The following is a 10,579-nucleotide window of genomic DNA, read 5'->3' as shown; positions in this document are numbered from 1 at the left end:
TGCGGCCCGTGCGCGACGGGTAACCGGGGCGTGAGGCCGCTCACCGGCGGAACCGCACCCGTCGATGGTGCGGTCCGCCGGTACTCCAGGGCCGGTGCGGCTACTTCGCCTTGCGGACTTCGTTGCGCACCTTCACCGTCGCCTCGGACAAGTCCTGCGTGGACATCACATCCGGTGAGATGTCGCTGTTGCCGATGCCGACCGGGGCGTCGTTCTTGCTGACCGTGTTCTGGACGATTCCCACGGCGCTGGAATCGCCCCAGACGCAGGTGGTGACGTCAAACTTCGCCGTATTGCTGGCGACCGTCGAAGTGAATGCCGTGGCCTTGCACTTGATGACCGCGCCGTCGAATCCGTCCGGATGGAACTCGGTGAGCGGGGTGACCGTGGTGACCTTCACGCCGGCGGGGTTCTTGCTGACCTTCTCCGCGTAGATCTTCTGTTGGTCGTCCAGGTGGGAGGCGTAGTCGTCAACTGCCTTGCGGGGGTCGGCGATGGTGCCGTAAATGCCCGAGACGGTGATTCCTTGTTTGTCGTCGCCATAGAGAGCGGCCACCGCCGTGCCATGGGAGATACCGGCGCTCTTGGCCTGGGCGTCGGCCGCCTTCGCGGTCTCGTCCGCCAGCGGCGTCGTCCGTTTCGCATACTGCCCGTCGAGCAGTTTGTCCGGGAACGCAATGGTGTAGGGCTTCACTTCGCCGTCACCGCCGCTGTAGAGGAACAGATAGGCACCGCCGCCGAGGGCGCCCACTACGGCGAGGGTGCCTATCGTCCACCCGATCCTCTTGTTTCTGCCACCGTGCCGCGGCTGTGGGTCATCGGCGTCCAAGGGCCCTGCCGGAGGCGGGTAGCCGGTGCCCGGCTGCCCGAGGGGTACGCCCTGACCGTGCGGATTCGGCTCAGTGAAGCCCATGTGATTCCCTTCCGGACCGGTGGTGTGGGTCTTGCTCTCTCTACAGCGGCATAAGGGCCTCCAGGTGTTACTCCCGGTATCTCGATACGCGCATAACGGACATAGGGGGACATGGAGCATAGGCCCCCGCGGATTCACTCCATGCCGGGCGCGGCGGGGATGCCGAGCAGGGAGAGGAAGGCGGTCGCCGCGGGCGTGCGGCCGGTGCGGTTGCAGACCAGGTATTCGACCCGGACCGGCGCGTCGGTGACCTCGACGGTGGTGATTCCGGCGAGCTGCGGCGCATAGGCGGCGGGGAGCATGGCGATGGCGAGATCCTGGGCGACGAGCCGGGCGATGTAGTCGGCGCTGGTCACTTCGAAGGCGACGTCCCGGCTCAGGCCCGCGGCGGAGAAGGCCTGGTCGGACTGGAGGCGTCCGGCGGTCCCGGCCGGGAGGTCCACAAAGACCTCGGCGGAGAGTCTGCGGAGATCGACGGCCGCTTCGGCGGCGAGGGGATGGCCGGGCGCGACCACGGCGACCAGCCGGTCGCGGGCGAGTTCCCGGGCGGCCACTCCCTGGGGGCAGGCGGTGGTGGGCAGCCCGAGGAAGGCCATGTCCAGGACCCCTTCCCTGACCTGTTCGATGAGCTCGTCGCTGGCGCCGACCCGCAGGCCGATGCGCACCCGCGGATACCGCCGGCGGAAGTCGCGCAGCGCGGCCGGGATGTCCACCGCGGTGACCGTGGGGATCAGGCCCACCGTGAGCCGTCCGCGTACCTCTCCCACGGCCGCCGCCACCTCCGCGGCGGCTCGTTCGGCGGCGGCCAGGCACTGGCGGGCGGCGGGCAGAAACGCCTGCCCGGCCGGTGTCAGCCGCACCCGGCGGCTGGTGCGCTCAAAGAGCCGCGCGCCCAACTCCTTTTCCAGCCGGGCTATTTGGTGGCTGAGGGCGGACTGGACGACCAGGCACCGCTCGGCGGCCCGGGTGAAGCTGTTGGTCTCGGCGACGGCGACGACATAGCGCATCTGCTGGAGCTCCATGGATCGATCGTAAATCGAGATGGATGGCGTGACGAACATGTGTTGGACTCATGGATGACTCCAGGGCGAGACTCCAGGACATGACAAGTCCAGCCATACCGAGGGCCTCCGGCGGAACCGCCAGCGGTGTTCCCCGGGGAAATCTGTCGCGGACCCTGCTGACGGCCATCACGCCCATGGTGTGGGGCACCACCTATGTCGTCACCACCCAGCTGCTCCCGCCGGCCCACCCGCTGTTCGCCGCTCTGCTACGGGCGCTGCCCGCCGGTCTGATCGCGCTGGCGGTCACTCGGACGCTGCCGCGCGGCGCCTGGTGGGGGAAGGCCGCGGTGCTCGGTGTGCTGAACATCGGCCTGTGCTTCCCGCTGCTGTTCATCGCCGCCGAGCGGTTGCCGGGAGGGGTGGCCGCCACCTTGGCGGCCGCCCAGCCGCTGGTCGTCGCCGTCCTGGCGGTGGCGGTCCTCCGTGAGGCGCTGTCCGTCTGGCGCCTGTGCTGGGGCGCGGTGGGCGTGCTGGGCGTCGGCCTGGTGGTGATCGGGCCGGACGCGGCACTCGACATGGCCGGAGTCATGGCGGGTCTGGGGAGCGCGGCCTCGATGGCCCTGGGGGTGACCCTCACCAAGCGCTGGGGGCGCCCGGCCGGGACCGGCCCCACCGCGGTCGCGGGCTGGCAGCTCACCGCCGGCGGACTGTTCCTGGTGCCGGTGACCTTCCTCGCCGAGGGGCCGCCTCCCGCGATCGACGCCTCCGCCGCCCTCGGCTATCTCTGGCTGGGCCTGGTGGGCGGCCTGGTCGCCTATGTTCTGTGGTTCCGCGGCATCACCACCCTGCCCGTCGCCTCGGTCGCCGTGCTGGTCCTGCTCTCGCCGCTGGTCGCCGCGGTGCTCGGCGCGGTCGTACTCGGCCAGACCCTTGGCCCCGTCCAGCTTCTGGGCTTCGGCCTTTCCCTGGCCGCGATCGTCGCGGGGCAGCTGCCCGCACCGGCCCGGCTCACCGGTCGCCGGCCCACCCGCGAGCCGGGGGACCCGGCCTCCTCCTGACTTCCCGGAAACCTGACCCGACGCTCCCGGGAAACCGGCTGCGTCAGACATCGATGGAAAGGATCACGCAGTGTCCGACAACAAGACCGTCCTGGTCACGGGCGCAACCGGCGTCCAGGGCGGCGCCGTTGCCCGCAGGCTGCTCGACCGCGGCTGGGCGGTGCGCGCCCTCGTCCGCGATCCCGGGGAGCGCCGCGCCACCGAACTCCAGGCGCTCGGCGCCCAGTTGGTCACCGGCGACCTCGACGACCCCCGGTCGCTGCGTGCCGCGGCGCAGGGCGCGTACGGCGTATTCGGCGTGGTGCCCGCCGACTTGACCCGCCCCGACCCCGGGGCCGAGGTGCGGCGGGGCAGGAACATCGCCGACGCCGCCAAGGCCGCGGGCGTCGCGCACCTGGTCTACAGCTCCGTCGCCGCCGTCGGGCGCGACTCGGGTGTGGCGCACTTTGCGACCAAGGCGGAGATCGAGGCGCATATCGACGCCACCGGGGTGCCGGCGACGATGCTGCGGCCGGTGTTCTTCATGGAGAACTGGCGCTATATGGTGCCGCAGCCGGAGAACGGCGAGCGGGTGGGTGCCCTCGCGCTGGACGCGGAGACACCGCTGCAGATGATCGCGGTGAGCGACATCGGACGGATCGCCGCCGAGGCATTCGGCAACCCGGCCGAGTTCATCGGCGCGAAGACCGAGATCGCCGGTGATGAGCTGACCGTGCGGCAGATCGCCGAGACGTTCACCAGGGCCGACGGCATCCCGACGCGCTTTGAGCGGCAAGCGGACGGTCAACTCAGGTCGGCCTCCGAGGAGTTGGCCAATATGTTCGACTGGCTCAACCGGGAGGGGTTCCGGGCCGACCTCGCGGCCCTGCGCGAGCGCCATCCGCGGCTGCTGACCCTGGAGGCCTGGCTGCGCCTGCCTGATCAGGACCGGTCCATGGTCTAGCCCGGATGGTTGCGCTCCAGTCAAAAGATGGCAATGGTTTTCATCTAGCGTTGATATGAAAATCGTTTCCATCTAGGTTCTTGGGTGAAACCGCACGCCGGAGCAGGCCGCAGCGCCACCGGCACCACCCGAGGGAGCCCCTGATGCCCACTGCCGCCCTGCCCCGACTTTCCCGGCCATCCGCACGGGCCGCCCTGGTCACCGCCATGGCGGCCCTGACGGCCGTCACCGCCACCGCCTGCTCCACCGCGTCCTCCTCCGGCTCCAAGGACGGCGGCACCCCGGCCGCAAGCGGCTCCGGCCCGGGCAGGAAGATCGAGGTGGTGGCCGCCGAGAACTTCTGGGGCAGCATCGCCGCCCAGCTCGGCGGCGACCACGCGCATGTCACCAGCGTCATCACCAACCCCGACACCGACCCCCACGACTACGAGCCCAAGGCCGCCGACGCCCGCACCATGGCCGCCGCCCGGTATGTCATCGTCAATGGCATCGGCTACGACGCCTGGGCCGACAAGCTCATCGCCGCCAACCCGGGCAGCGGGCGCACCGAGCTCAAGGTCGGCGATCTGGTGGGCGTCAAGCCCGGCGGCAACCCGCACCGCTGGTACTCGCCGGACGATGTGCACAAGGTGATCGAGCGGATCACCGCCGACTACCAGCAGGCCGACCCGGCCGACGCCGCCTACTTCGCCCAGCGCAAAAAGGACTTCGAGAGCAAGGACCTGGCCGGCTACACCACGCTCATATCGCAGATAAAGAGCAAGTACGCGGGCACTCCGATCGGCGCCTCCGAATCCATCGTCACCCCGCTCTCCGAGGGCCTGGGGCTGAAGATGCTCACCCCCGAGTCCTTCCTCGACGCCATGAGCGAGGGCGCCGACCCCACGGCCAAGGACAAGGCCGCCATCGACGACCAGATCAAGCACCAGCAGATCAAGGTCTATGTCTACAACTCCCAGAACTCCACCCCGGATGTGCGGGCCCAGGTCAAGGAGGCCAAGGACGCCGGCATCCCGGTCGCCACCGTCACCGAGACCCTCACCCCCGCCGGCGCCACCTTCCAGCAGTGGCAGACCGCCCAGCTGAAGGGCATCGCGGAGGCCCTGGCCAAGGCCACCGGGCGATGAGCAGGGGCATGACCCGGCCGAGGGCGGTGGACGGGCCGCGCCTGCCCGCCCCGAGGGCGGAGAGCGGCCCGGTGCTCGAACTGCGCGCCGCCGCCGCGCGCAGAGGCGGCCGCACCCTGTGGTCCGGAGTCGAACTCACAGTGAGGGAAGGAGAGTTCACCGCCGTTCTGGGACCCAATGGGGCCGGCAAGTCCACCCTTGTCAAGATGCTGCTCGGCGCCGCGCCCGTCGCCGCGGGCGAGGTACGGGTACTCGGGGCCCGGCCCGGTCAGGCCAACCACCGCATCGGCTATCTGCCGCAGCGCCGCAGCTTCGACGCCTCCATGCGGATCCGCGGCATCGACGTGGTCCGCCTGGGGCTGGACGGCGACCGCTGGGGCGTACCGCTGCCGTTCGGCGGCCCGCGCCACCGGGACGCCCGCCAACGCGTGGCCGAGGCCGTGGAGTTGGTGGGCGCGAGCGCCTATGCCCACCGGCCCATCGGGCAGTGCTCGGGCGGCGAGCAGCAGCGGCTGCTGATCGCCCAGGCGCTGGTCCGCCGCCCTCAACTGCTGCTGCTGGACGAGCCCTTGGACAGCCTCGACCTCTCCCACCAAGGCGGGGTGGCCGCGCTGATAGGGCGCATCTGCCATCAGGAGGGCGTGGCCGTGGTGATGGTGGCACACGACGTCAACCCGATACTGCACCATCTCGACCAGGTGCTGTATCTGGCGGAGGGCGGGTCCGCGGGCGGGACGCCGGAGGAGGTCATCACCTCCGCCACCCTGACCCGGCTCTATGGCACACGCGTGGAGGTGCTGCGTGCCTCCGACGGACGGCTGGTCGTGGTCGGCCGGCCGGAGACGACCGGAGGCGGCCATGGTGCTCTCCGCTGACGTCGCCTCGCCGCCCTGGTCCTGGAATCTCCTCGCGGACTTCCAGCAGATGTGGGCCTACCCCTTTATGGTCAACGCCTTCCGCGCCGGAGCCATCGTGGCCGTGGTCGCGGCGGCGGTCGGATGGTTTGTGGTGCTGCGGCGGCAGACCTTCGCCGCCCATACCGTCTCGGCCGTGGCCTTTCCCGGAGCCGCCGGGGCCGTGCTGCTCGGATTCGGCGCGGTCTATGGGTACTTCACGCTCTGTGTCGCCGCGGCCCTGGTCATCGCCGCCGCTCGGGGCGATGGCGAGGGCGCGGAGTCCGCGCTCACCGGGACCGTCCAGGCGTTCCTGCTGGCCTGCGGCTTTCTCTTTGTCGCCCTCTACAAGGGACTGCTGGAGGGGCCGCAGACGATCCTCTTCGGCACCTTTCTCGGCATCACCACCACCCAGGTGACCGTGCTGCTGTGCGCCGGCGCGGCCGTACTCGCGGTACTGGCCCTCATCGGCCGGCCGCTGCTGTTCGCCTCCGTGGACCCGAGGGTCGCCGCCGCGCGGGGAGTGCCGGTACGGGCGCTGTCCACCGCCTTTCTGGTGCTGCTGGGCGCGGCGACCGCCGAGGCGAGCCAGATCACCGGCACCCTGCTGGTCTTCGCCCTGATGGTGATCCCCGCCGCCACCGCCCGGACCATCACCGCCCGCCCCGGCATCAGCCTCCTCCTGGCCGTGCTCTTCTCCTTCACGGCCACCTGGGCGGGGCTGATCGCCGCCTACTACGCGCCCTACCCCCTGGGCTTCTTTGTGACCTCCTTCGCCTTCTCCGGATATGTCCTCGCCCTGGGCCTGCGCGCACTGCATGGCGCCTTGCCCGGAAGGGGAGTTGCCGCATGACCGTGCTGTCGGCGTCCGCGCCGCTGACCCAGCCCTTCTTCCAGCACGCCCTGCTGGGCGGAACACTGATCGCGGCCGCCTGCGGGCTGGTCGGCTACTTCCTGGTGCTGCGTGCCCAGGTCTTCACCGCCGACGCGCTGAGCCATGTCGCCTTCACCGGAGCCATGGCCGCGCTCGCCCTCGGCGGCGACCTGCGCCTGGGGCTGCTGGCCGCGACGGTGGCCATCGCGGTGCTCTTCGGCACCCTCGGCCGCCGGGCCCGCCCGGACGATGTCGTCATAGGGAGCGTCTTCTCCTGGATCCTGGGCCTGGGCGCGTTCTTTGTCACCCTCTACACCACCTCCCGCAGCACCGCCGACGGCACGGCCGGGGTCAGCGTGCTGTTCGGTTCGGTCTTCGGCCTGTCCGAAGGCCAGGCCACCACGGCCGCGCTGCTCGGCGCGGGCGTCTGCCTGGCAATGCTGCTGGCCGCCCGGCCGCTGCTGTTCGCCACCATCGACGAGGCCGTGGCCTCGGCCCGCGGGGTACCGGTCCGCCTGCTCGGCTATGGCTTCCTCGCCCTGGCCGGTGTCAGCGCCGCCGAGGCCACCCAGGCCGTCGGCTCACTGCTGCTGCTCGGCCTGCTCGCCGCCCCCGCCGGGGCCGCGATCCGGCTGACCGACCGCCCCTACCCGGCCCTGGCCCTCTCGGCCGGCCTGGCCGTGGCGGAGATGTGGGCGGGGCTGTTCGCCTCCTACGCCGTCCCCAGGATGCCGCCGAGCTTCGCCATCATGGCCGCCGCGACTGTCGTCTACGCCGCGGCCTTTCTCATACGGCGCCCCGCCCGTCGCCCCCGCATCCGCCCAGCGGCCCCCACGGGGGCCTGAGACAAGGCTCCTGGACCGGGCCCAACCGAGGGAAGGCAGCGCGCATGGTGAGCAAACGACCGCACACCACCGCACGGCGGACCGTACCGATGGACGGGGCGCCGATCGGACGCGCCACACAGCAGCGCGCCCTGGTGCTGGACGCGCTGGTGGTGGCGGAAGGTTTCGTCAGTGCCCAGGCCCTGCACAAGCGCCTGCTGGCCGCGGGCTCGCCGGTGGGTCTCTCCACCGTCTACCGCACCTTGACGGCGCTGGCCGGGGCGGGTTGTGCGGATGTGGTCCGCGACACCAGGGGCGAACGGCTCTTCCGGCACCGCCCGGGCCCCGACCACCGCCACTATCTGCTGTGCACCGAGTGCGGGCTCAGCCTGCCCGTGGAATCCGGCCTGGTGGAGAAATGGGTCCAACGGATCGCCCGGGCCTCGGGGTTCACCGACGTCCGGCACGCGGTCGAGCTCTCGGGCGTCTGCCCGGACTGCGGCGGCGAGGAGCAGGGGGCGCGGAGGCCGCCGGGGGTGTGAAGGCCGCCGCGGGCGTGAAGGCCGGCGGCCGCCTTCGCCCGGGCCTGCCCCTGGGCGCCCAACTCCCCTTCCCCTAGGGTTGCCGCATGCTGCCTGTCTCTCTCCTCGTCATCGGCGCCGGCGAGCGAGGCACCGGATATGCCAACTGGGTCCTGGAGCATCCCGACCGGGCGACCGTCGTCGGTGTGGCCGAGCCACGGGCCGTGCGCCGCGCCCGGCTTGCCGAAGCACACGGCATCGCGCCCGGGAACGCGGTTTCGCACTGGAAGGAGTTCGCCGCCCGCGGCAGGATCGCCGACGCCGTGCTGATCTGCACCCTCGACCGCGAACACCTCGCACCCGTCGAGGCCTTCGCCGCCCTCGGCTACCACATCCTGCTGGAAAAGCCGATGGCCGTGGAGGAGGAGTCCTGTCAACGCGTCGTGGCCGCGGTCGAGAAGACCGGGGTCATGCTGGCCGTGGGCCATGTCCTGCGCTACACCCCCTACACCCAAGCGCTCAAGGCCATGGTGGACTCCGGGCGGCTCGGCGACATCATCAGCATCCAGCACCTGGAGCCGGTCGGCTTCTGGCATCAGGCGCACTCCTTTGTCCGCGGCAACTGGCGCCGCGCGGACGGGGCGACATTTATGCTGATGGCCAAGTCCTGCCATGATCTGGACTGGTTGCAGTACATCGTGGGACAACCGCCCAAGCGGGTCTCCAGCTTCGGCGGCCTCTCACACTTCACCCCCGCCAACCGCCCCGCCGAGGCGGCTGACCGATGCCCGGAGTGCCCGGTCGCCCGGAACTGCCCTTATTCGGCCACGCACTTCTACGGCGGGATGCTCGAGCGCGGCGAACACCACTGGCCGCTGAGCGTCGTTGTGGACGACTTTACGCCCCGGGCACTCGACCGGGCCCTGCGCACCGGACCCTACGGCCGGTGCGTATACGCCTGCGACAACGATGTGGTCGATCACCAGGTGGTCGCGATGGAGTTCGCCGGGGGAGCCACCGCGACTTTCACCATGACCGCGTTCAATGAGGCCGCCGACCGCAAGACCCGGATCTTCGGCACCCGCGGGGAGTTGTACGGCGATGGCGAGACCCTGCGGATCCACGACTTCCTGACCCGCCGCGCAGCGGAAATCACTCCTGTGCGGCGAGGGGAGCCGGGTGCGGCAGGCGGCCATAACGGGGGAGACGCGGGCCTTATGGACGCCTTTGTCGAGGCCGTGGCAACCGGGGATCCGGCATCGATCCGGTCAGGCCCGCGTGACTCCCTCGCCGGCCATCTTGCGGTTCTCGCAGCCGAGCGAGCACGGCTGAACGGCACGGTGGAAACGGTTCCGGCCTGGCGCTGAGCACAACCGCCGTCTGTTACCTGAACATACGGTCACCACTGGTGGCCATGCGATGAGTGGCGCCGTGGCGGCTCACCCAGTCATGGACCAGCTTGATGGCATTGGCGCACTTCCAGTTGTCGTCGTATTCGCGCACTCCGGTGAAGGCCCCATAGCCCGCGATGATGCCGTCCACCCGGGCCTCGCCCAGCAGTTTGTCCACGTACCACGGGTCGTTGTAGGTGGTCGTCCAGGACAGCGTGGCCGCGAGCCGGCCGGCGGCACGGTCCTTGGCGCCCTTCTTCAGCTCCGTGCAGGTATTCCAGGTGGCTTCCGTGCAGTTGCCGAATCCATTGGCGATATTGGTGTCGCCGTAATCCATCGCCCGGTGACCCGCCGGAAGGCCGGAACCGAACTGGTCGTAGGCGCTCATCACCTTGTCCCGCGACCCGGTCGTGGTAATGCCCTCCAGACGGCCGAGCCTGCCCTGCAGGCTCTTCCAGCCCCTGCCGCCGACGTCCGGGGTGTTGCCGCCGTGGTACTCATAGAAACCGTAGAGCACCTGGATCCCGGCAGCGGTCAGCCGCTGCGCCTTGTCATGCAGTCCGGCGACGCTGCACCCACGATTGGGCGCTTCTCCGCAGTAGTTGGGGTCCTTGATGTCCAGCCAGACCAGTGCCAGCCGATGCCCCGCCTTGGCGTGGGAGACAATGCGGTCGATCATGCTGTCGAAGCTGGGGCCGCGCCGGTTGTCACCGGCCGAGGAACAGTCGTGATAAGCGCGCCATTCATTGGGCTTCCACCAGGCGCAGACGTCGATCTCAATGCCGTTGGCGCCGTGCTTGAGCGCGGCGTCCACGCCGTCGAGAGTGTCCACCCGGTGGGCGATGGCATAGACCGCCTGACGGTGGTCGGCCGCTGCGGCCGGGGTGGTACCCAGCGCCGTGGCGCCGAGCCCGCATAACGCCGCCACCAGGGCCAGTAATGTGCGCAGGCCGGTGCCCTGCCGAAGGTGCGTGGTCAAGACAAGCACTCCTTGATGCCGATGTTCCGGAGGTACATGGCCGATCCCATCA

11 protein-coding genes are annotated in these 10,579 nt (G+C 70.3%); 8 read left to right on the top strand and 3 right to left on the bottom strand.

Annotated features, from left to right (window positions below; translation table 11 throughout):
- Nucleotides 1-100: 100 nt before the first annotated feature.
- Together CV755_RS14320 and CV755_RS14315 are read right to left on the bottom strand one after the other, a co-directional pair.
- The gene (locus CV755_RS14320) at nucleotides 101-751 is read right to left on the bottom strand and encodes a hypothetical protein (RefSeq protein ID WP_109280617.1); all 651 of its coding nucleotides are present in this window, start codon (nucleotides 749-751) and stop codon (nucleotides 101-103) included.
- A gap of 296 nt (nucleotides 752-1,047) precedes the next feature.
- Complete coding sequence (locus CV755_RS14315) at nucleotides 1,048-1,935, bottom strand: LysR family transcriptional regulator (RefSeq protein WP_109280623.1); 888 nt, start codon at nucleotides 1,933-1,935, stop codon at nucleotides 1,048-1,050.
- Between the two features lie 80 nt (nucleotides 1,936-2,015).
- Between CV755_RS14315 and CV755_RS14310 the strand changes: the two genes are divergently transcribed.
- The 8 genes from CV755_RS14310 (at nucleotide 2,016) to CV755_RS14275 (ending at nucleotide 9,524) form a co-directional block, all read left to right on the top strand.
- Nucleotides 2,016-2,975: an EamA family transporter gene (locus CV755_RS14310; protein WP_109280616.1), complete on the top strand. Its 960-nt coding sequence runs from the start codon at nucleotides 2,016-2,018 to the stop codon at nucleotides 2,973-2,975.
- A 70-nt stretch (nucleotides 2,976-3,045) separates the two neighbouring features.
- Complete coding sequence (locus tag CV755_RS14305; protein WP_109280615.1) at nucleotides 3,046-3,918, top strand: NmrA/HSCARG family protein; 873 nt, start codon at nucleotides 3,046-3,048, stop codon at nucleotides 3,916-3,918.
- A 143-nt stretch (nucleotides 3,919-4,061) separates the two neighbouring features.
- Nucleotides 4,062-5,045, top strand: a complete 984-nt coding sequence (locus CV755_RS14300) for a metal ABC transporter solute-binding protein, Zn/Mn family (RefSeq protein WP_109280614.1) — start codon at nucleotides 4,062-4,064, stop codon at nucleotides 5,043-5,045.
- 8 nt (nucleotides 5,046-5,053) lie between these two features.
- Nucleotides 5,054-5,920, top strand: a complete 867-nt coding sequence (locus CV755_RS14295; RefSeq protein ID WP_109280613.1) for a metal ABC transporter ATP-binding protein — start codon at nucleotides 5,054-5,056, stop codon at nucleotides 5,918-5,920.
- Nucleotides 5,904-6,791 carry a metal ABC transporter permease gene (locus tag CV755_RS14290; RefSeq protein WP_109280612.1) on the top strand — a complete coding sequence of 296 codons (888 nt, stop codon included), beginning with the start codon at nucleotides 5,904-5,906 and terminating at the stop codon, nucleotides 6,789-6,791. Before CV755_RS14295 ends, CV755_RS14290 begins: the two co-directional genes overlap by 17 nt.
- Nucleotides 6,788-7,657 (top strand): metal ABC transporter permease, encoded by an 870-nt coding sequence (locus CV755_RS14285; protein ID WP_109280611.1) that lies wholly within the window; start codon nucleotides 6,788-6,790, stop codon nucleotides 7,655-7,657. Before CV755_RS14290 ends, CV755_RS14285 begins: the two co-directional genes overlap by 4 nt.
- Nucleotides 7,658-7,701: 44 nt before the next feature.
- Nucleotides 7,702-8,178 carry a Fur family transcriptional regulator gene (locus tag CV755_RS14280; RefSeq protein WP_241561209.1) on the top strand — a complete coding sequence of 159 codons (477 nt, stop codon included), beginning with the start codon at nucleotides 7,702-7,704 and terminating at the stop codon, nucleotides 8,176-8,178.
- A gap of 86 nt (nucleotides 8,179-8,264) precedes the next feature.
- On the top strand, nucleotides 8,265-9,524 hold the full coding sequence (locus CV755_RS14275; protein ID WP_109280610.1) for a Gfo/Idh/MocA family protein: 1,260 nt from the start codon (nucleotides 8,265-8,267) through the stop codon (nucleotides 9,522-9,524).
- Nucleotides 9,525-9,540: 16 nt separating this feature from the next.
- On the opposite strand, the gene CV755_RS14270 is transcribed toward CV755_RS14275, so the two are convergent.
- A complete protein-coding gene (locus CV755_RS14270) occupies nucleotides 9,541-10,536 on the bottom strand; it encodes a PI-PLC domain-containing protein (protein WP_241561208.1) in 996 nt (331 codons plus the stop codon).
- Nucleotides 10,537-10,579 lie beyond the last annotated feature (43 nt).

Origin of the sequence: Streptomyces orinoci (assembly GCF_003121295.1) — a bacterium.
In the GTDB taxonomy this organism is placed as follows: Bacteria; Actinomycetota; Actinomycetes; order Streptomycetales; family Streptomycetaceae; genus Streptomyces; species Streptomyces orinoci.
This window is presented reverse-complemented; position numbering and strand designations above follow the sequence as displayed.

Bases quoted from the DNA above. Each gene is read 5' to 3' on its own strand.
- CV755_RS14280 (WP_241561209.1), top strand. From the start codon at position 7,702: ATGGTGAGCAAACGACCGCACACCACCGCACGGCGGACCGTACCGATG.
- CV755_RS14300 (WP_109280614.1), top strand. From the start codon at position 4,062: ATGCCCACTGCCGCCCTGCCCCGACTTTCCCGGCCATCCGCACGGGCC.
- CV755_RS14290 (WP_109280612.1), top strand. From the start codon at position 5,904: ATGGTGCTCTCCGCTGACGTCGCCTCGCCGCCCTGGTCCTGGAATCTC.
- CV755_RS14285 (WP_109280611.1), top strand. From the start codon at position 6,788: ATGACCGTGCTGTCGGCGTCCGCGCCGCTGACCCAGCCCTTCTTCCAG.
- CV755_RS14275 (WP_109280610.1), top strand. From the start codon at position 8,265: ATGCTGCCTGTCTCTCTCCTCGTCATCGGCGCCGGCGAGCGAGGCACC.
- CV755_RS14315 (WP_109280623.1), bottom strand. From the start codon at position 1,935: ATGGAGCTCCAGCAGATGCGCTATGTCGTCGCCGTCGCCGAGACCAAC.
- CV755_RS14310 (WP_109280616.1), top strand. From the start codon at position 2,016: ATGACAAGTCCAGCCATACCGAGGGCCTCCGGCGGAACCGCCAGCGGT.
- CV755_RS14295 (WP_109280613.1), top strand. From the start codon at position 5,054: ATGACCCGGCCGAGGGCGGTGGACGGGCCGCGCCTGCCCGCCCCGAGG.